General features: G+C 38.0%; 22 protein-coding genes, 1 pseudogene and 1 riboswitch. Of the genes and pseudogenes, 18 read left to right on the top strand and 5 right to left on the bottom strand.

The window, feature by feature from the left end; genetic code table 11:
- Positions 1-16 precede the first annotated feature (16 nt).
- The 4 genes from JCM12304_RS06560 (at position 17) to JCM12304_RS06545 (ending at position 3,478) form a co-directional block, all read left to right on the top strand.
- The gene (locus JCM12304_RS06560) at positions 17-652 is read left to right on the top strand and encodes a DUF4247 domain-containing protein (RefSeq protein WP_060679204.1); all 636 of its coding nucleotides are present in this window, start codon (positions 17-19) and stop codon (positions 650-652) included.
- Between the two features lie 15 nt (positions 653-667).
- A complete protein-coding gene (locus JCM12304_RS06555; RefSeq protein ID WP_019378578.1) occupies positions 668-1,063 on the top strand; it encodes a DUF350 domain-containing protein in 396 nt (131 codons plus the stop codon).
- Between the two features lie 102 nt (positions 1,064-1,165).
- The gene (locus tag JCM12304_RS06550) at positions 1,166-2,716 is read left to right on the top strand and encodes a polyamine aminopropyltransferase (protein WP_369813141.1); all 1,551 of its coding nucleotides are present in this window, start codon (positions 1,166-1,168) and stop codon (positions 2,714-2,716) included.
- 81 nt (positions 2,717-2,797) lie between these two features.
- Positions 2,798-3,478, top strand: coding sequence for a metal-dependent hydrolase (locus JCM12304_RS06545; protein WP_019378580.1), 681 nt, complete (start codon positions 2,798-2,800; stop codon positions 3,476-3,478).
- Between the two features lie 41 nt (positions 3,479-3,519).
- On the opposite strand, the gene JCM12304_RS06540 is transcribed toward JCM12304_RS06545, so the two are convergent.
- A complete protein-coding gene (locus tag JCM12304_RS06540) occupies positions 3,520-4,383 on the bottom strand; it encodes a prepilin-type N-terminal cleavage/methylation domain-containing protein (RefSeq protein WP_060679202.1) in 864 nt (287 codons plus the stop codon).
- Between the two features lie 80 nt (positions 4,384-4,463).
- On the opposite strand from JCM12304_RS06540, the gene JCM12304_RS06535 reads away from it, so the two are divergent.
- The 12 genes and pseudogenes from JCM12304_RS06535 (at position 4,464) to JCM12304_RS06480 (ending at position 14,361) form a co-directional block, all read left to right on the top strand.
- Positions 4,464-4,865 carry a prepilin-type N-terminal cleavage/methylation domain-containing protein gene (locus JCM12304_RS06535; protein WP_172675260.1) on the top strand — a complete coding sequence of 134 codons (402 nt, stop codon included), beginning with the start codon at positions 4,464-4,466 and terminating at the stop codon, positions 4,863-4,865.
- Positions 4,862-5,281 carry a hypothetical protein gene (locus JCM12304_RS06530; RefSeq protein ID WP_060679200.1) on the top strand — a complete coding sequence of 140 codons (420 nt, stop codon included), beginning with the start codon at positions 4,862-4,864 and terminating at the stop codon, positions 5,279-5,281. The genes JCM12304_RS06535 and JCM12304_RS06530 overlap by 4 nt, the downstream gene beginning before the upstream one ends.
- 13 nt (positions 5,282-5,294) lie before the next feature.
- A complete protein-coding gene (locus JCM12304_RS06525; protein WP_019378584.1) occupies positions 5,295-6,923 on the top strand; it encodes a GspE/PulE family protein in 1,629 nt (542 codons plus the stop codon).
- 12 nt (positions 6,924-6,935) lie between these two features.
- Positions 6,936-7,976 carry a type IV pilus twitching motility protein PilT gene (locus JCM12304_RS06520; RefSeq protein WP_019378585.1) on the top strand — a complete coding sequence of 347 codons (1,041 nt, stop codon included), beginning with the start codon at positions 6,936-6,938 and terminating at the stop codon, positions 7,974-7,976.
- A 2-nt stretch (positions 7,977-7,978) separates the two neighbouring features.
- A complete protein-coding gene (locus tag JCM12304_RS06515; protein ID WP_060679198.1) occupies positions 7,979-9,178 on the top strand; it encodes a type II secretion system F family protein in 1,200 nt (399 codons plus the stop codon).
- Positions 9,179-9,221: 43 nt separating this feature from the next.
- Positions 9,222-9,305: riboswitch (cyclic di-GMP riboswitch) on the top strand.
- Between the two features lie 34 nt (positions 9,306-9,339).
- Positions 9,340-9,699: a prepilin-type N-terminal cleavage/methylation domain-containing protein gene (locus JCM12304_RS06510; RefSeq protein ID WP_060679196.1), complete on the top strand. Its 360-nt coding sequence runs from the start codon at positions 9,340-9,342 to the stop codon at positions 9,697-9,699.
- An 86-nt stretch (positions 9,700-9,785) separates the two neighbouring features.
- Positions 9,786-10,541: a prepilin peptidase gene (locus JCM12304_RS06505; protein WP_060679194.1), complete on the top strand. Its 756-nt coding sequence runs from the start codon at positions 9,786-9,788 to the stop codon at positions 10,539-10,541.
- Between the two features lie 18 nt (positions 10,542-10,559).
- On the top strand, positions 10,560-11,477 hold the full coding sequence (gene pilM, locus JCM12304_RS06500) for a type IV pilus biogenesis protein PilM (protein ID WP_060679192.1): 918 nt from the start codon (positions 10,560-10,562) through the stop codon (positions 11,475-11,477).
- Between the two features lie 12 nt (positions 11,478-11,489).
- Positions 11,490-12,041 carry a hypothetical protein gene (locus tag JCM12304_RS06495; protein WP_060679190.1) on the top strand — a complete coding sequence of 184 codons (552 nt, stop codon included), beginning with the start codon at positions 11,490-11,492 and terminating at the stop codon, positions 12,039-12,041.
- Positions 12,022-12,564, top strand: a complete 543-nt coding sequence (locus JCM12304_RS06490; protein WP_060679188.1) for a type 4a pilus biogenesis protein PilO — start codon at positions 12,022-12,024, stop codon at positions 12,562-12,564. Before JCM12304_RS06495 ends, JCM12304_RS06490 begins: the two co-directional genes overlap by 20 nt.
- A gap of 191 nt (positions 12,565-12,755) precedes the next feature.
- A complete protein-coding gene (locus JCM12304_RS06485) occupies positions 12,756-12,983 on the top strand; it encodes a hypothetical protein (protein WP_019378592.1) in 228 nt (75 codons plus the stop codon).
- 71 nt (positions 12,984-13,054) lie between these two features.
- Positions 13,055-14,361, top strand: a pseudogene (locus JCM12304_RS06480) (DRTGG domain-containing protein).
- A 154-nt stretch (positions 14,362-14,515) separates the two neighbouring features.
- Here the strand turns inward: JCM12304_RS06480 and JCM12304_RS06475 are convergent.
- Entirely contained in the window at positions 14,516-14,809 is a 294-nt protein-coding gene (locus JCM12304_RS06475; protein WP_019378594.1) for a YtpI family protein, read from the bottom strand.
- Between the two features lie 157 nt (positions 14,810-14,966).
- Between JCM12304_RS06475 and JCM12304_RS06470 the strand changes: the two genes are divergently transcribed.
- Positions 14,967-15,908, top strand: a complete 942-nt coding sequence (locus JCM12304_RS06470) for a DHH family phosphoesterase (protein ID WP_060679186.1) — start codon at positions 14,967-14,969, stop codon at positions 15,906-15,908.
- Between the two features lie 64 nt (positions 15,909-15,972).
- On the opposite strand, the gene JCM12304_RS06465 is transcribed toward JCM12304_RS06470, so the two are convergent.
- From JCM12304_RS06465 to ytrH, 3 genes are all read right to left on the bottom strand, one after another.
- A complete protein-coding gene (locus tag JCM12304_RS06465) occupies positions 15,973-16,170 on the bottom strand; it encodes a YtzJ family protein (RefSeq protein ID WP_019378596.1) in 198 nt (65 codons plus the stop codon).
- Between the two features lie 122 nt (positions 16,171-16,292).
- The gene (gene ytrI / locus JCM12304_RS06460) at positions 16,293-16,799 is read right to left on the bottom strand and encodes a sporulation membrane protein YtrI (RefSeq protein ID WP_019378597.1); all 507 of its coding nucleotides are present in this window, start codon (positions 16,797-16,799) and stop codon (positions 16,293-16,295) included.
- Entirely contained in the window at positions 16,799-17,131 is a 333-nt protein-coding gene (ytrH, locus tag JCM12304_RS06455; RefSeq protein ID WP_019378598.1) for a sporulation membrane protein YtrH, read from the bottom strand. Before ytrH ends, ytrI begins: the two co-directional genes overlap by 1 nt.
- A 141-nt stretch (positions 17,132-17,272) precedes the next feature.
- Here ytrH and dnaE point away from each other — a divergent pair, with 141 nt between their 5' ends.
- Positions 17,273-20,623, top strand: coding sequence for a DNA polymerase III subunit alpha (dnaE, locus tag JCM12304_RS06450; protein ID WP_060679184.1), 3,351 nt, complete (start codon positions 17,273-17,275; stop codon positions 20,621-20,623).
- Positions 20,624-20,729: the final 106 nt, after the last annotated feature.

Genomic DNA, 20,729 nt, shown 5'->3' with positions numbered 1-20,729 from the left:
GGAAGGGGGAAATAAATTGAATAAAAGATGGCTGTTGTTAGGATTTTTCTCTCTCTTGATCCTATTGCTCACTGCATGTTCAGACAGAGGCATGAACGAAGAAATAAGCATCACTTCTGAAGAGCTTCCAGATGAACCGGAAAAAAATGAGCTTATATCCTCTATTAAAGCAGATGAAAGCTATGAAATTGATGACTTAATAGAAGCTCACTTTCCATTAATAGATGTAGTGAATGGTGATACATACGATGCGGAAGTATTTGCGACTAAGCGATTTAACCGTGAGGAAATTGTTTCCTTACTCGCTTCCGTAATAGAGCCTAGAGAGATTAGCGAAGAGAAGGATCAACAACAAATTATGGTTTACGAAGACGATTTTGTTACAGTTAAACAAAGTGAAGACGACAGTAGTGTAATGGTAATAGAAGTGGCAAGCAAAGAATTTGTGCGTAATAATTACTCACCTAGTTTTCTAAGTACGTATTTCACCTATCGGCTGCTTGACAGTATGCTAGGAAACAATTGGAGTGACAGACGTGCCAGAGAATGTCAAAATGGTGGTTGCTACGGTGGATATAGTGGAGGAGCATATGGTGCACCAAAACGAGGAAATACCAGTTATCGCGGAGGCGGGCCTGGTTCAGGAAAATAAAAGGAGGGAAATGGAATGGAACCATTTATTGCAACACTTTTATATTTTGTAATATCAATTGTAATAGTTATTATTGGATTAATTATATTTGAAAACATGACCAGAAAATATAAGGACATGGAAGAAGTAAAGAATGGAAATGAAGCAGTGGCTTTATCTATCCTTGGAAAAATAATCGGTATTTGCATTGTATTAGCCTTTGCAATATATAATAGTTCTGTTATTTATGAAACGATTATATGGGGAGTTGTAGGGGTTATTCTGCAAATGGTTGCTTATGGTCTTTTTGATCTTTTTACAAAGAGCTTCTCAGTGCAGGATGAATTATTGAAAAACAACAAAGCAGTAGGGCTTATTTCAGTCGGTGTATCAATTGGTCTAGCACTTGTGATTGGAGCTTCTATTACATAATTTCACCAGTGCTTTTAATAATAGTGAATTATAACTGGCTTCCGTCATCTAATTGGCGAGAAGCCACCTTTTGTTTCTGAACTGAAATTTGGAGTGATAATAGTGAAAAATTTAGCAGAAAGAAATAGTAACATCATTTACTGGGCTTCGGGAATTGTATCCATTTGTGGTATTATTTTCGAAGTGCTTTTCGGGGCACTTGGTTCGTACATACTAGGGGATGGAGTAAAACAGTATACACTTATTATCTCTCTATTTTTAACTGGGATGGGAATTGGAGCCAGTTTAAGTGAGAAAGTAATGAAACATCTGATTATCGCTTTTGTCTATGTTGAATTTGGTGTAGCAGTTATTGGCGGCTTTTCCAGTTTTACCATGTTTGGGATAACTGCCTTTGCTCCGGAAGGAACGGATGCCTTCTATTTATATCTTATAACATTAGTAATCGGTGCACTAACAGGTTTTGAGCTGCCTATTTTAATACGTAAGGCAAATGAGATTGGTGTTACGTTAAATAAGAGTACCGCAAGAGTGCTATTTTCTGATTATGCAGGTGGATTAATTGGCGGATTATTATTTGTGTTCTTGCTGCGTCCGCAATTTGGTATGGTTAAATCTGCCTTTTTGGTAGGCTGTATTAATGTAACGGTAGCATTGGTTGTCCTCTGGCTGTTTCGAAAAGAAATTAAATACTTTAGTGTACATGTAATTGTTGGAACTGGTATTGCATTACTTTTGGTAATCGGCCTCTTCTTCGGTGAGGAACTCGCCTTTACATTTGAACAAAAGCTTTATAAAGATCCCATTCTTCACATAGAAGAAAGTAGTTACCAGAAGATTATTTTGACCCGTGATGAAGAAGATGTTCGGCTGTATTTAGATGGTTCGTTACAGTTAAGTTCGACAGATGAGCATCGCTATCATGAAGTGTTGGTACACCCGGCCATGTCATCTGTACCAGAACCTAAAAATGTCCTCATTTTAGGCGGTGGGGATGGTGTGGCTGCGAAGGAAGTTTTGAAGTATGATACGGTGGAGAATGTTACACTTGTTGATCTTGATCCGGCAGTCATAGATCTGGCCAACACAAATAAATACTTACTGGAATTAAACGACGGATCATTAAAAAATAAAAAGGTACACGTAAAAAATAAAGATGCCTTTCAGTTTCTTGAAAAAACAGAATCATTTTATGATGTGATTCTCGTTGATTTACCTGATCCTAATAATGAAAGTTTAAATAAGCTTTATACGAAAGAATTTTATTCGCTTGTTCGAAATCATTTATCACCAGAAGGGACCATGATGGTTCAGGCAACAAGTCCGGTTTTTGCAACAGAGGTATACTGGACGATCTCGGAAACCATTTCTTCTACAGGTTTAAATACAGAAAATCTGCATATTGATGTACCCAGTTTCGGAAATTGGGGCTTTGTAATGGCGAGCAGAAAAGAAATAGACTTGGGTGAGCTAAAAATAAATGTTCCAACAAGATATCTAAAGCCTGAGCTGATTCCTAGTCTTGCGGTTTTTGGTAAGGATGAAGACGGAAAAATAGAAGGGAAAAATGGGAAATACCTTACCTTAAAACCAAATACATTAATTGATCCACACTTAATACAAATTTATGAAAAAGCTTGGAAAAACTATTAAAAACAATTAAAAAAGGGTAAAGGTATTAGTGGAGTCTCTGTCGAAACGATAGAGTAGAGTAAATGAAAAAGGAGAGATAATGTGAAAGTATCTTATCATGGTCATTCTGTAGTAAAGGTAGAAACAGACTCCCATAAAATTTTAATTGACCCATTTATTTCTGGAAATGAAGCATGTGACTTGGACCCAAATACAGTGGAAGCAGATGTGATTTTGCTAACACATGGGCATAACGATCACGTTGGTGATACGTTTGATATTGCTAAGCGTAATGATGCTTTAGTAGTCGCCCCCAATGAATTGGCTGTTTACCTCGGGTTTAAAGGATTGAATACACACCCTATGCATATTGGCGGTGCACACGAATTTGATTTTGGTAAAGTGAAATTCACGCAAGCTTTTCACGGTTCCTCTTATACTGAGGAAGACAACACAATTATTTATACAGGAATGCCTGGTGGAATTCTGCTAACGATTGAAGGAAAAACCATTTATCATATGGGTGATACAGCATTATTTACTGATTTAAAAATGTATGGTGACATGAATGATATTGATTTAGCATTTGTCCCAATTGGCGATAATTTCACAATGGGACCAGAGGATGCGTTAATCGCCACAGACTGGATTAAAGCAAAAACCGTAGTACCTGTTCATTATGACACCTTCCCTGTAATCAAGCAGAACCCAGAAGACTTTGCAAGCAAAGTAAAAACTGGTGAAGGAAAGGTAATGAAGATTGGGGAAGAGATGGAGTTGTAAGAAGAAAGAGCAGGCTGGTTGGGCCTGCTCTTTGTTTTATTTTAAGGTTCATATGGTTTATTATTTACAATTATTTTAGCACCTTTGTGTAAATTTATTTCTTGGAATGTTGCAGAGCCTTTAATGTCAATCAGGCTTTCTTTTTTTAATTTTATTCTTTGATTAAATTGTGCAGCTCCCCCAACAATTAATTGGGTGTTTTTAGCGATCTCTACCTCTTGGTGGAAGGTTGCAGATCCACCAATTTTTAGTATAACTCCATCATGTTGTAATGAAAAAGAATTATTAGCTGTTAGGGCACCAGTTATAATGTAGGTATCTTCTGGGCAGCGCCCCTTCATTAGTTTTACTTTTTTATTAGTAGAAATGGAACCATTAATAATACAAGGGAATTTTTCAAAATCATCGGAGTCATCTTCCTCATTATCATCCTCACACCCATTGTTATCATTGTCCTTACAATTATCTATGCTGCTTAGAAGTAAGACATGTTCTTTTCTTCCAGCCCAGGAGGTTTGAAGCTCAATTTCTTGTTTGTTTGCTGTATCACTAAAGGTCAAATTCATCTCTATAGGTTCTTGTTGATCCACATTATTAACACAGCCATCGCTGTCCATTTGCTTTTCTACTCCATTGATAATCTGTGCTTCAGTGACTTTCAGTGGAGTATCCGGAGGTAAACATATTTTATTGGTATCCTTGGTATAAAATTGACTGCGCAGATCACTCATCACCACATTTGCTTCTTGTTTAAGTGAGATGGATGCGCTTGTTTTCTGTTCACTACCCATTAATTGCACAATGACACCAGAAGACAATGCAACGATCAATCCAAACAGGGCAAGTGCTGCCAGCAGCTCTACTAATGTCATTCCTTTTTCACTTTTAAATTGGCATATTCTCATGTTTCCACTTCCAATACATGCTATAATAGGATAAAAGTCACAGTTAAGGCGTGAATCTATTGTATACTAAATTCAAACAAATGAATAGTAGCGGTTTTACACTTATAGAAATTATAGCAGCGATTACTATATTAGGAATTGTTATTGCCGTTATGTTACCAATTTTTCCACAAATATTTAGTTGGTCAAATATGACAGAGGACGAGCTTAGCTCCAGTAACCTGCTAGGTCAAGTTGCCCATGATATTAAAGAACTGAACATCGAACAACTACCATCTTGTCCCTCTACTAAATCACTGGGGGAATTTATAACATATAAAGCATCCTATGAATTAAACAATAATACGTACACAGCCCGGGTTGAAGTTTGCCAATCTGAAAAAGAAGCGGAATTAGGATTAACGAGGGCAAATATCGAAATTTCCCAAGACGGAAAAAAAATTAGCGAATCATATACATACATAACAGGTGATGACTCATGAAGTATTTAAAGAACAGCAACGGTGCGGCGCTCGTATTGACATTAATGATCATTACCCTGCTTTTATTGTTTATTCTTACGCTTTTTTTACAGGTTACCAACACGAATAAGCAGGTGAATCGAATGGAGCAACAGCATGATGCCAGGTTGATTGCCGAGATGGGGGTAACTTATCTTCGGGCTGCAATGGATAATCTTGAAGAGGATGAACAGGAGATCAGTAATTATCTTGAAGAAATAGTAAAGGAAGCAAATAACATAGGAGACCTTGGAGGCGGGCGTCATTTTACATTAGAGGTAGAAATACCGGAGATAAATGAAGCAGCGAGCCCAATTGAAATTACGTACACCAGTATCGGAGTAAGCGGTGACAGAACAGAAGAAGTGGAAGATACTATTAAGATTACCTATGAATAAGGCGGTGAATGGAATGATAACAAGAAAACGGCTAGGTGACTTGCTGAAGGACGCAGGTTTGGTTACGGAAGAACAGGTCATGGAAGCATTGGAAACCAAGAAAGAGGATCAAAAATTAGGAGATGCCTTACTCGAACACGGCTATATTACGGAAAGACAGTTAATTGAAGTATTAGAATTTCAACTCGGAATACCGCACGTCTCTTTGTACCGTTATCCTGTCGATGAAAATGTCTTACAGTTTGTGTCAAGAGATGTGGCCCAAAAAAATTATATCATCCCATTAAAATTTCAGGATAATAGTTTAATGATCGCTATGAAGGACCCGATGGATTACTATATTATAGATGATCTCGAACTATCTACCGGTTTTCCTATTTCTCCGGTAATTGCTGCTAAAGACGATATTCTTTTTGCTATTAATAAATATTATTTTAAATCGGAGAAAGCTAATATCAGCGATTCGGAGGGAACACCAACAGATGAAGCGCCAATTATAAGGCTATTGGATCAGCTTCTCACCACAGGTATTCAATTAAAGGCAAGTGATATACATATCGATCCACAGGAACAGCATGTCAATATCCGTTATCGTATTGATGGGAGACTTCAGACAGAAAACACAGTACCAAAACAGATGCAAAATGCTTTAATTGCGAGAATTAAAATACTTGCAGATCTTAATATTACCCAAAACAGATTACCACAGGATGGACGAATCAAAACAACAGTAGGAGTCACGCCTGTTGATTTGCGGATTTCTTGTCTGCCGACTGTACACGGAGAAAAAATAGTAGTCCGAATTTTGGATTTAAACAATGCGTTAATGAACCTGGACGATTTAACTTTTTCCAAGCAAAATATGATCACATACCAGGAATTGATTCAACAGCCATCTGGTTTAATTCTGTTAACAGGCCCAACTGGATCTGGAAAAACCTCGACATTGTATGCATCGATTCAGCGTCTTAACAAAGATAATGTGAATATTATTACCGTTGAGGATCCGGTTGAATTTCAGATGGAAGGAATCAATCAGGTGCAAGTAAATAGTGCGGTCGGTTTAACTTTTGCCAATGGATTAAGATCCATCTTAAGACAGGATCCTAACATCATTATGGTCGGAGAGATCCGTGACCAGGAAACAGCGGAGATTGCTATCCGTGCCTCATTGACAGGGCACCTTGTATTTAGCACGATACATACGAACAGTGCGATTGATACCATTCCAAGGTTGATTGATATGGGGGTAGAACCTTATCTGGTTGTTTCCTCCTTGTCAGGTATTGTAGCACAGCGTCTTGTCCGGAAAATTTGCCGGGATTGCAGAACGGAAAGAGAACCATCAAAAATGGAAAAAGAAATATTTGAGAAAAATGGAATGGAAGTAGAGCGTGTATATTATGGCGAAGGATGTAATGTTTGCCATCAGCAGGGCTATAGAGGGAGAATCGCCGTACAGGAGGTCCTTACAGTGGATGAAACAATACGCAGTATGCTGCTAAATAATCGTTCTGTTTCAGAGATCCGTGCCTATGTAGCAGCACGAAATTTTCAATTTTTAATTCACGATGGATTAGATAAAATTAAGCAAGGACTCACTTCTATGGAAGAAATTATGCAGGTTTCCATCCGGCTATAAGGAGGCCCTTTAATGAAACTACAATTTGACAAATGGTTAACAGAAGCATATCACCAACAAGCCTCTGATATTCATCTAACGATAGGAAAAGCGCCTATCTTCCGTATAAATGGGAATTTGATTGAACAGGATATGGAGAAGCTACGGCCGACAGAAACAAAACAAATTGTTTATTCCATTTTATCAGAGGAAAAATGGAAGCAATTAGAGCGAGAAAGAGAGCTGGATTTCTCTTATGGAATTAATGGAGTCTCCCGCTTTCGGATAAACACCTTTTATCAACGAGGAGAGCTTTCCTTAGCGATTCGGATTGTTCCTAGAGGCATTCCGTCCATTGACGAACTCGGACTTCCACCCATTTTGAAAGAAGTAGTGAAACAGCCACAAGGTCTTGTGCTCGTTACAGGTCCTACGGGGAGCGGAAAAAGTACTACCCTTGCGTCGATGATCGATCATCTCAATCATTCGGTACGAAAACATATTATTACATTGGAGGACCCGATTGAATATATGCATAGACATCGGCAGTCGGTTATTGATCAACGGGAAGTTGGGATTGATACAGCCAATTTTGCCAATGGTTTACGGGCAAGTCTGAGGCAGGATCCGGATATTATTCTTGTTGGGGAAATGCGTGATTTGGAAACTATTTCTACAGCAATTACCGCTGCGGAAACAGGGCATCTGGTATTAGGTACCTTACATACGAAAGATGCTGTCTCGACAATTGAGCGAATTATCGATGTCTTTCCACCAGAGCAACAGGCCCAAATTCGTATCCAGCTTTCTACCATTTTGTCAGCAGTCATTTCCCAACGACTTCTCATTACGAAGGACGAGCAAGGCCGCAGAGTGGCAACGGAAATTATGATTAGTACTTCTGCAGTGAAAAATCTCATTCGCAATGAAAAACTCCATCAGCTCCAAAACGTGTTGCAAACCTCGCGGGAATTGGGAATGCATACATTGGAAATGGATTTGAAAAGGCTAGTACATGAAGGTCAAATTGCTTATGAGACAGCTGCTCCATTCCTTCCCGAAAGGAGTTACTAGCAATGAACTTTCAATACTCGGGAAAACGACTTTCTGGTCAAAAGGTGAAAGGGCAAATCGACGCAGATACAAGACAGGCAGCGCTCGTGAAATTAGAGCAGTCTGGGTTGATTATTTTACGGATAGAGGAAACAAAGCCATGGAATAAAGATATCATTCTTAATAAACGAATTAAAAATAAAGATTTTGTCATATTCCTACGTCACTATGCAACCTTGATTCATGCTGGAATTTCTATTTCTGATGCCACCAAAACAATGATTATGCAGACAGGGAACTATGCATTACGAACTGCACTTACAGATATAGATAAGCAGTTGGATCAGGGACAAGCTTTATCTAAGGCAGCAGCACGTCACCCAAAAGTGTTTCCAAGTTTACTAGTTAATATGATTCATGCAGGGGAAGCGAGTGGGAAGCTGGACGATATTCTTAATCAGATGGCAGATTATTATGAGAAAGAGTATCGAAATAAACAGAAGATCATTTCCGCGTTACTTTATCCAGCCGTAGTAGGAATAGTTACATTAGTTTTAAGTATCTTTTTACTTGTGTTTATTGTCCCCCAATTTGTCACGATGTTTCGTTCTTTTGGTGAAGAGATACCTGCATATACGAAATTTGTTTTGTCATTAAGCGAATGGGCAGGCCTATTCTGGTGGTTGGTTCCAGTCTTAGGTGTATTAGGATTTATCTTATATAAATACTTCATTCAATATGATCCTTTTCGTTATCGGATAGATGTAGGTAAGCTGAAGTTTCCGTTTATCGGAGTGCTCGTTCACAAGGGTGCGTTGGTAAGAATGACACAAACGTTAAGCACCTTAGTAAACAGTGCAGTGCCTATCCTGGAAGCAGTGGGAATTACCGAGAAAGTTGTCGGTAACCGAGTAATCGAAGAAGTATTGGTAAAGGCAAGAGATTCCCTGGAAGTAGGGGAATCAATAACCGAACCGATGAAGAAACATTGGGCTTTCCCTGCGCTTATCATTCAAATGATACAAATTGGAGAAAAAACAGGAACTCTTGATCATATGCTAACAAAAGCTGCCGAATTTTATGAAGAAGAAGTGGAGCAGTTATCCAATCGGATTAAGACACTGATTGAACCATTGATGATTATTATTCTTACCGTGATTGTCGGCGGCATTATTACCGCCGTAGTTATCCCAATGTTTTCTCTATTTGAAAACATTCAATAAAATGGTAGATTTCAGTAAGATTATATATTATAATATACCTAGGAATAAAGTAGGAAGTGATGAGTGATTACCTGTATATGGGCACTTTGGTAATCAGGAGCGAGTAGTGCAACCGGCCGACTTCATTTAATAGATACATATTAAAGAGAGGCGGGATTTTTATGCTTACACGTATGAAAAAAATGTTGAAAAAACAAAAAGGATTTACATTGGTGGAGTTACTGGCAGTTATTGCAATTTTAGCGATTATTGTGGCGATTGCGGTTCCAACGATAGGGAATGTGATTAGTAAATCAAAAGATGAAGCTAATAAAGCAAATATTGAATTATTTGAAAATGCAGCTAAATTAGCTGATGTTAGTGGAGTGTCGGCTGGAGATGATAATGAATATTCAATAGAGGAATTAACAAGTGCGGGATTTTTAGATATCGAAGAGGGCACTACTATTGAGGGAACTGTTAAAGTTGTTGAAGAAGATGGCGTTAAAAAATTCATACATTCTAGCAAGTCAACTGATTAAATCAATTAATTCGTCCCGGCACATCCCGTGCGCGGGGCGTTTCTTCAATTACATAGGTTAATAGAATCATACAAGGAGCTTACATTATGCAACTAGCCATCATATTGTCATTCTTTTTATTCGGCCTCATCTTTGGCTCGTTTTTTAATGTTGTCGGATTGCGCCTTCCAAAAGAGATCCCCTTCGCTAATGACCGGTCGATTTGTCCCCGGTGCAAAAAACAACTTAGCTGGTATGAAAATATTCCGGTTGTTTCTTTTATTATACAGGAAGGGGAGTGCCGCCATTGCCATCAACCGATCTCTTTTATTTACCCGATTACCGAGGTAATCACTGGAATAGGTTTTGCGTTGAGCTATGCTATTTTTGGCTGGCAAATCGAGCTTGCTATTGCCTTATTATTTGTGTCGATGCTCATGATCCTTTTTGTCGCAGATATTACTTATATGCTCATCCCAGATAAGGTGCTGCTCTTTTTTTTACCTTTGTTTATTATACTGAGAGTAGTAGAGCCGCTTGTCCCTTGGTGGTCAAGTATAGTTGGAGCAATAGTTGGCACTGTGCTGCTCGCAGCAATCATTTTAATTAGTCGTGGTGGCATGGGCGCTGGAGATATGAAGCTGTTTGGTCTACTGGGGATTGTGCTCGGACTGAAAGGTGTTTTACTCGCTTTCTTTCTTTCCTGTACGATAGGTGCAATTATCGGTATTATCTTGCTTCTGTCGGGGAAAATTGATCGCAAGCAGCCGATTCCGTTTGGGCCTTATATTGTAGCAGCAAGTCTGCTCACATATTTTTACGGTGACAATCTAATAAACTGGTACGTTACGATACTTTTATAAGCAGGTGGTGAATACACGATGGGTTTATTAACAAATGACAGAGTCAATATTGTAATAACGAATTATCTTTTACGTTATTCTTACTATCGCATGCCTGCAGCAGATGGTCTTGTGAGTTATGGAGAAATTGAACTGCCGGAGGGAACGTTGAGAGAGGGGAAAGTCGAGAATAAATCGGTGCTTGTGGAAATGATTAACAAACTGATTCATGAGAAAAAATGGCGAAAAAAGAAGCTTTTCTTTTCTTTGCCGGATGATACAGTCGTGATTCGAAATATAGAGATACCTGCTTCATTAGCTAGAAATGAGGCAAAGGACTATGTAAGAACTCAACTGGGGAACAAAATATATCTTCCTTTTTCCAATCCAGTAATTGCCCTTGATTTTCATGATGTGACACCAGAAAGTGAAGAATATCAGCAAGTGTTGCTATACGCCTATCCGCAAGATAAATTAACTGCTTTTGAAGAGGTGTTTGACAAAGCGGGTTTTAAAGTGATTGGGGCGGATCTGACTTCCTTGTCGGTATACCGTTATTATTATCAGACAAGAGAAGAGCCATCAAGGCATGTGTTATTAGCGCATTGGAATCGTGACAGCTTAGGGATATCAATATTTCAAGAACATAAAGCAATCTTCACAAGGTATATAACAATTGATCCTCTGCTGTTTAGTGAACAAGAAGCGAATATTACCGTAATGTTGGATGATTATATTCTGGAAATCAACCGCATTATTGATTTTTATCGTTACTCGATCACCAAAGGAAATGAGCAGATTGAGCAAATAGTGCTTGCAGGGGACTTTCCATTATTGGAAGAAGCACAAAGAAAAATAGCTGATCAGGCAACAATTCCAATAGATCGTTTTGCGAAAGAAGAATTACCTGTGAAATATGTGGATGTAATGGGGTTGGGATTGAAGACAGATGGCTAAAGGGGATGACGTATGAATACCGAAATAAACTTTCTTGAAAAGCAGCCTTGGAAATATCGGAAAACAGTTTTCTTTGTCGCCCTCTTTTTACTTCTTCTGACGATCGCTGTCTCCATGTTATATATTCAAAAGAGCCGGCTTGAAGCTGAATTAACAGAGGAGAAAATTAAGATAGCAAAGGTGGAAGCACAGTTGCTGGAAATCAATAAGGCAACAGTAAATCAACAGCAATTAAATAACATAAAAGAAGAGATAGAAATCATTCGCACGGAGGAAATTCCTGTGGTTACCTCCTATTATAGCAGTTTGGAAGGATTGAAGAATCCTAATCAGCTGGTTAGCTTTGAACATACGGACGAAAACCGGCTAGTCATGGATGCAATTTTTTCTACAGTAGAAGAAGCAGCAAATTATATGGAAGACGTTCAGGAGAAGAAGTACATCCTTCGTACAGAACTCACTGCGATGACAAAGTTGGATGAAAATTATCAGGCAACAATAACCATTATCGTGGACGAGGATGCCCTGAGAGAGGAGCTAGGTGATGCGGAAGGAATGGACTAAAAACCATACATATATTACGTTGGGAATTGTTGCGGCAGTTATAATGATCTATATTATTTCGTTTATCACGCTTATCAAACCTGCTCAGGAAGAAGTTGGAACAGAGGTACAAAAAGTTTCCATGTATGAAAAGCAATTGCAAAAGGTTGACTCACAAGCGAATAGTAAAAATGAGTTAACTGAAGAGGACAAAGCTCTTAATCTGCTTGTGCCGCCTAAAAAGTCACCAGATGATGTTCTGCGCAAACTCCAGCAAGCGGCCACAGCTGCAAAAGTGACCATTGAATATGTCGGAACAGAAGGACAGGAACAGCTGGAAAAAGGTAAGGATGAGCAGACAGAGAGCCTCCCACAGGAACAATATGTGATCGATGTTTATGCCGGGAAATTAAATGACATTCATCATTTTCTCGACGGAATCCAAAAGAGTGAACGGCTAATTACAATTGACACATTATCCATCCAACAAACTGCAGATCAAGCGACTGCCAGCCTGCAAATAAAAACTTATGCTCAAAGATAGCCAGATTTCTGGCTATCTTTTTTTGGTATGTAAGTTATAAAATTTGGATATTTTGTATGAAATTCATTTTATAGCCCATACAGCCTCAAGCATTTTTTGTGATGTAATTACCTTTTTCGTATAGACAATATCCACCGTGTTCTACTTTCTCTATATTCTCATATAGATAAATAGGAAGGAGGAGAAGGGACATGCGTCATTATGTCGTATTGCGTTTATTACTGGCAGCATTTCTACTATATGTTGCTTGGCCAATTATTCCACAAGAAACAGGATTTGTGGCCAAGCTTTTTTGGGGTGGTTGGTTAGCCTTTTTTATTTTGGTAGTTGGAGGGAATTTTGCTGCTCTTTTACAAATGGTAACCCCTCCTGTTATGGAACAGAAAGAGTTGAGAAGACGTCAAGCCTCTAATCATTGAGTTTATGTACTTTCAACTGTATAATAAAATATACAGATAATATTAGTACAGTTGAAAGTTGGTGGGCCTCGGTGGCTACAAAACATGAACAAATCATTCAGCATATTTTGGCATTGGAAGTAGGCCATAAAATATCTGTCCGGCAAATTGCCAAGGAATTGAATGTAAGTGATGGTACGGCATACCGCGCCATTAAAGAAGCGGAAAATCAAGGTATTGTATCAACAATTGAACGTGTTGGGACAATTCGGATTGAGACAAAAAAGAAAGAAAACTTTGAGCGTCTTACGTTTGCAGAAGTAATTAATATTGTTGATGGCCAGGTACTTGGAGGCGAGAAGGACTGCATAAAACATTAAATAAATTCATCATTGGTGCAATGCAGCTTGATGCCATGCTTCGTTACACAGAAGCAGATTCATTGGTCATTGTTGGAAATAGAATAAAAGCACAGGAACTGGCCCTGGGAGAGGGGGCAGCGGTCTTAATTACAGGTGGTTTCGATACAGAGGAATATATTAAGCAGTTGGCGGATGAAAAGCAGCTGCCTATTATCTCCACAAGCTATGATACGTTTACTGTTGCAGCAATGATCAATCGAGCCATTTATGATCAGCTCATTAAAAAGGAAATTGTTTATGTAGGCGATATATTTACTTCCTATGATGAATCCTTTTATCTGACTGCAAGAGATACGATAGCTGATTGGTATCGACTGAATGATCAATCCGGCCATACTCGTTTTCCAGTTGTGGATGACAAAAAGCGAGTTATAGGGATGGTAACCTCAAAGGATATTGTAGGTAAAGCAAATGATGTGCATATTGAAAAAGTAATGAGCAAGGATCCGCAAGTAGTACAAGCTAAAACTTCGCTTGCTTCCGTCTCTCACTTAATGGTTTGGGAAGGAATCGAGGTTGTACCAGTAGTTGATCAGGCTCATGAATTACAAGGGATTATTTCCAGACAGGATGTTTTGAAGGCATTACAACAAATCCAAAAACAGCCTCAGGTTGGAGAGACGATTAATGACATCGTTGCTCGTAATCTTACCCATACAGAAGACAGTGAGATTGTATTTGAAACAGAAGTTACCCCCCAAATGACAAACCAGCTTGGTACACTATCCAATGGTGTATTCACCACATTAATTACAGAGGCAAGTAGCAGGCTGTTGCAGTATTATAAAAAAGGTGATTTAGTAGTTGAAAATCTATCCGTATTTTTTATAAAACCAGTACAAATTGATAGTAAAATAACAATTAAGCCTAAGCTGCTGGAAGCGGGCCGTGTATATGCCAAATTGGATGTAGAGGTCTTAACAGGAAGAAAAGTAGTCGGCAAAGGACTGATTATGGCACAATTAATTGATAGATAAAAAACAGAGGCAGGCATAAAAAATTTATACATTAGAAAATCCGAACCGATTCGTACTACTAATGAATCATGGTTCGGATTTATTTTTGTAATTAGCGGAGGGAAAATGTGCAGACTCCTCGCGAATTATTCCTTTATTGTAGGAGCTTGGACTTTTATTTGGGATTCAAACGCCTATATTCACTACGGTAGTGCTTGACTTCCTTCATTCCTCTTAATAACTGCATTCCACCCAAAATCAGAAAAACGATGCCAATAAAAAGAGAAATTCTTGTCTGATAAAAAATATACTGATTTATCCCAAAAAAGAAAACGAAACTACCAAGACATATTCGGGATTTTGCGTTAAAATAAGCTTGAGTTAATTTATCTTCACTTTTTAATATGGCGACTTTATAATATACATATAAAACAAGTGAAAGTACGATGATGATTGGAAATATAAACATATAACCTCTCCTACTATCTTTTTAATATCCTCATATATTGTAACTTTTTTTATCAGGATAGGAAAGAGAAAGCTTGCTTTGTGGCCGCAAATATTAGTGATAATTCTTAAGGTATGGAAGTAGAGCTAAGGAGAGTAGTTGAGATGGGAGTCATAAAATGATTACAAGACAAATTTTAGATGATATTAGAGCATTTGATACTATTATTATTCACAGGCATGTACGACCAGATCCTGATGCACTTGGTTCTCAAGGGGCATTAATGGAATTAATTAAGGAGAATTTCCCTGAGAAGAAAGTCTATGTCGTTGGGGAAGAGGATCCATCTCTAACATTTCTTGTGCGAATGGATACGATTGAGGAGGAAGTGTACGAAGGCGCATTAGTTATCGTTTGTGATACCGCAAATGCTGCTCGAATTTGTGATCAGAGATATGATTTAGGTGAGAAACTGATCAAGATCGACCACCATCCAAATGTGGATACCTATGGTGACTTAAGGTGGGTAGATACAAATGCGAGTTCAACAAGTGAAATGATTTATGAGTTTTATCTTGAATTACAAGATCAATTGTCAATGAATGTAAAGGCAGCAAGACTTATTTATGCAGGAATTGTCGGTGATACAGGAAGATTTTTATTCCCTAGTACTACGACAAAGACATTCCATTATGCTGCTGAGCTTGTAGCCTATGATTTTGACCGTACGGCTCTTTATGATGGTATCTACAGTATGAAGGAATCCATAGCAAGAATGCGAGGGTATATATTAACAAATTACACATTGTCTCCAGAAGGGATGAGTACGGTTAAATTAACAAGGGACATATTGAATGAATTTGGGGTCAGTCCTGTAGATACCGGTCAGCTAGTTGGTGTATTAGGAGAAGTGGAAGGTATAAAGGCATGGGTCTTCTTTATTGAAGAAGAGGATCTCATACGGGTACGATTCCGTTCAAAAGGACCTATAGTGAATGATATTGCTGCGAAATATAATGGTGGAGGTCATCCTATGGCTGCAGGTGCATCTGTACCAACATGGGAAGAAGCGGAAAAAGTTATCAATGACCTACACATAGCATGTTCTGATTATAAATAAAAAAGTGTGCTGATTTCATAATGGAGGGAGGAAATCAGCACACTTTCTATATGGTTTGAAATTACTAGCTTGTTTTACTGTCAGGCATTGGGATAAACCAGCAACCTGTTCTTGTATCATCACAATAGACATGAAGATGCTCCTTCTCAATTTCCCGTTTAATCAACCTAATTAGTTCTCCGGATTCAGCATAAGCGGTGCGACCTTGTTTTAATTGTCTGAGTTTTTCATCTCGTAATCTTCTCTCATTCATGATTAACATCCCAATCTCTCCTTTCCCGTTCATTAGTATATGAATAAATTAGTTATTTGTCTCTAATTCTATTTTATTTCATTTTTTTGTACTTTGCCATTCGTTTTCAAATATTTCATGAAACGTTCACATTAATCAGCAAGTTCTGCATGAAGTGTTAACTTCACTGTTTGGGAGATGATCGCTAGCTTCTCCACTTTAAATGAATAAGTAAATTCATCTACAGTAAAGTTTTTGTTCTCGATAGAGGAAATTAGAAGATCATCACTTTTGTCAATAATGGAAATATCTCTACCTATAATATGTTTTATTTCCTTTTTCACCATTTCTTCTAAATCATGAACGATTAACCGGTCTAAACGATATTCATTCTTATTAGCGATGTTAATTTCTATAGTTTCAACAGTAAGAGGTTCCTTCGATTTTTCGTTTAAATCTTTTTTATCCTGAAGAAGCGCCTCGTTTAAATCTCTTAACTCGGTTAATTCTGTGCGATATTCCCGATTTTCTTTTAAGAGTTGCTCATACATCTCACCATACATATATATAAGCGTACAGTAGGCTATAACACCACCGAATAACATACCTACAAAGAAACGTTGCCAAGTGACTTTTTTATGGTATGGAGGGATATGCATTATGTGATTTCCTCCTGAATTAGCCATTCAATTAATAAGATAGCTGTTTTAACTCCTCCCATTGCAGAAACAATAAATAAAATCTGTTTCACCAAATCCAAGGTAGAACCATCCAATAGCCCCTTCTCGAAATTAGCAATCGCATCAAATGTACCCCCAATAGCAGCTACAATGGCCCATATACGTAAGCTTTTAGCGATTCTGTTGATAGCGGTTATAGGCGCTTCCCCAGTAAGAAAAGATCCGATACTCCCGATTATGGCTCCACCAATAATGACACCAAACGCAATAAAGTAACAATGAATAAACGATGCAAAAAAACGTTCTTCCACTACATACACACTCCTTCTAGGACATGCTTCTATTATTTTATGAAAAGATAAGGATGGTTATGATAATCTCACAGGTAATCCGTATGCATGTTCTCTGGAGATTGTTATAATAGAAGGTAGAGAACTAGAAGGCGGGATATTATGTCATACACTCATTTACAGGTGAGAACAGGTTATAGCCTGATGAACAGCACTATAACCATTGATAAATTAGTAAATAAAGCAAATGAACTTCAGTTTAATACACTTGCCTTAACAGATGAAAATGTGTTGTACGGTGCTGTCTCTTTTTATAAAGCTTGTGTACAGAAGGGGATAAAGCCAATCATCGGTATGGTTACAAGTATTCTATTAGAAGACGGCTCACTGGAGTCCTGTATTTTATTAGCTAAAAATAATACTGGCTATCATGATTTGATGAAGCTTAGTACATTCTTGCAGGAGAATAAAAGTAGCCATATAACCTTAGATCAACTATCTCACTATACCAATGAATTGTTTGGTATTATTCCTGCTGCCCAATCACAACTGACTTCTTTAATAAAGGCAGAAGATCCCGATATTAATTCCTATATCCATACAAGACAAGCTGTGTTTCCGGATGAAAGTTTTTATATTGGCATTGCAGATCATGGAACAGAGGATGAGAGAATTATTAACTACAAGCTTCATCATTTTTACCAGATTCAGCCTTTTCCTGTGGTAGCATTACAGGATGTTCGTTATCTAAACGAAAAAGATGAAGTGGCATTTGATTGCTTACAAGCTATGAAGCAGGGGAAAGAATGGGATATGCGTTTGTCGGGACCTGAAGTAAGACAACGTTATTTAAAATCACCATCAGAAATGCTGGGGCTGTTCCAACAGACTTGGCCTGAGGCATATAAGCATAATCAGCAAATCAGTGCTAACTGTGTGGTAACCTTTGACTTTACCAAGCGTATGATTCCTGCATATCCATTGAATGTTAATGAAGATGTACATACGTATTTGGAGAAGGAATGCTGGAATCGATTAGATAGAAGGTACCAAACAATTACAAAAGAAATAACGGAAAGATTAACGTATGAACTACAAGTCATTAAATCCATGAAATTCAGTGATTATTTTTTAATCGTGTCTGATTTTATAGCATATGCGAAAAAAAATAACATACTGGTGGGGCCAGGGAGAGGGTCGGCTGCTGGGTCGTTAGTAGCATATGTCCTAGGCATTACTGATGTCGATCCGATCCGTTTTGATCTGCTTTTTGAAAGGTTTCTGAACCCGGAGAGAGTAACAATGCCAGATATTGATATAGATTTTTCGGATAGAAGAAGAGATGAAGTAATTGATTATGTGAAAGAAAAATATGGGGAAAAGCATGTTGCACAAATCATTACTTTTGGAACATTTGCAGCGAGATCATTAATTAGGGAACTTTTAAAAACACTAAATATCGGACAGGAAGATAGTAACTTTGTTTTAAAAAACCTCCAAGGTCATAAACGAATTATTGACATTATCAATGAATCAGGCGAGCTTAAAGCTTATGTTAAACAATCGGAAAAGTTAAAGGTTTTGTTTTCTATAGCTACAAAATTAGAAGGAATTCCCAGACATATTTCTACACATGCAGCAGGAATAGTAATTAGCGAAGAACCGCTCATGGAACATATTCCTTTAACCGTTGGGGCTAATGAAGGACTCCTGACCCAATATCCAATGAATGATTTAGAAGCAGTAGGATTGTTAAAAATTGATTTATTGGGGTTGCGAAATCTTACACTTTTAGAAAAAATGAAAGAAACAATTTATTACTCCACTCGAAGGAGAATAGATTTGGAGCATCTTCCTGAACAGGACGAAAAGACGTTTCAACTTCTAAAAGCGGGGAATACAAATGGGGTTTTTCAATTTGAATCTCAAGGTATGCAACAAGTACTTAAACGATTGAAACCCACTGAATTTGAAGATCTCGTTGCGGTTAATGCTTTGTATCGTCCCGGTCCAATGGATTATATTCCTACTTATATTAACAGGAAGCACCGAATGGAAGAGACTACCTATCCACATCCAGATCTTGCCCCCATTCTAAGCAAAACGTATGGCGTATTAGTATATCAGGAACAAATTATGCAAATAGCTCATCAGATTGCCGGTTTTACCCTTGGTGAGGCCGATATTTTACGGAGAGCTGTCAGTAAGAAACAGCAGGAAGTGATGGGAGAGCAAAAAGAAGCGTTTATTAAAGGCTGTCTGTCTAATGGTTACGATAAAACAGTCGCAGAGGAAATTTTTGATTGGATTGTTAAGTTTTCCAATTATGGGTTTAACCGAAGCCATGCGGTAGCTTATAGTAAAATTTCTTATCAGCTGGCCTATTTTAAAGCGCATTTTCCTGCACATTTCTTTGCAGAGTTATTAAGTTCTATTGCTGGTCAGCAAGAAAAAATACAGCAATATATTAAAGAAATAAAAGGGCTTGGAGTGGAAGTTGCGCCTCCATCGATAAATCACAGTTTTGGAAAATATTCTGTGGAAGGGAATAAAGTACGAATTGGGCTGTTAAGTATTAAAGGAATTGGTAATCAAGTAATTAGAGAGATTATCCGTATTCGAAAAGATGGACGATTTAAAAATATATTTGATTTTTGCATGCGAGTACCTCTGAAAATTATTAATCGGAAAATATTGGAGAACCTCATTATGGCTGGAGCTTTTGATGAAACCTATGAAAATCGGGCAAGTCTGCTTGCATCCATAGATCAGGCATTGGAACAAGGAGAACTATTCAGGGAATTTAATGATCAACCCAGCTTATTCCAGGACAAATTGGAATTGGAAGCAAATTATGTAGACATTGAAGACTTTAGCCAATTTAAAAAATTGACAGATGAAAAAGAATTGGTAGGAATATATCTATCAAGTCATCCACTTAAAAGTTACCGAAATAAATTGCAACAAGGAGGGTTCACTACACTACTTAAGGCAGAACAGTTGGTTGGGCGAAGAAATAGCAAAGCGGGGGCAGTTATCCAATCCATGAAAGTGATACGAACGAAGCGTGGAGACTCCATGGCGTTTCTTACCTTAGGGGATGAGACAGGAGAAATGGAGGCGGTTATGTTTCCGGATTTATATCGAGATGTGAGCAGATGGATAAAGGAGGAACAACTGGTAGCTATAACAGGTAAGGTAGAAAACAGAAGCGGTAGATTACAATGGGTACTGGGAGATATGAAGCCATTGGATGAAGTGGAGCTGCCGCATGTTGATAACCGAAGGCTGTTTATAAAGCTCTCCCCTCATAATAAAGAAGAAGGGTTAGTGCTTATTAAAAAAATAGCAAGGCGATATCCAGGGACTACTCCAGTTTTAGTATATTTGGAACATGATCGAATCACATACCAATTAAAAGATGTTGCCATTCATCCAACAACGGAATGTTTAAACGAAATGACAGGCCATTTTGGAAAAACATGTGTAGTTTTGGATAACAAGAGCAAGTAATCAATACTTTACACATAAATACCATCTGTTATAATTAAGAAGTTAAGGGTGGTCTGACCACTTTGCGTGCGTATAAAATTATTAAAATACAATTAGATATGGGATA

Origin of the sequence: Virgibacillus halodenitrificans JCM 12304, from assembly GCF_001310895.1 — a bacterium.
Lineage (GTDB): Bacteria > Bacillota > Bacilli > Bacillales > Amphibacillaceae > Virgibacillus_Q > Virgibacillus_Q halodenitrificans.
This window is presented reverse-complemented; position numbering and strand designations above follow the sequence as displayed.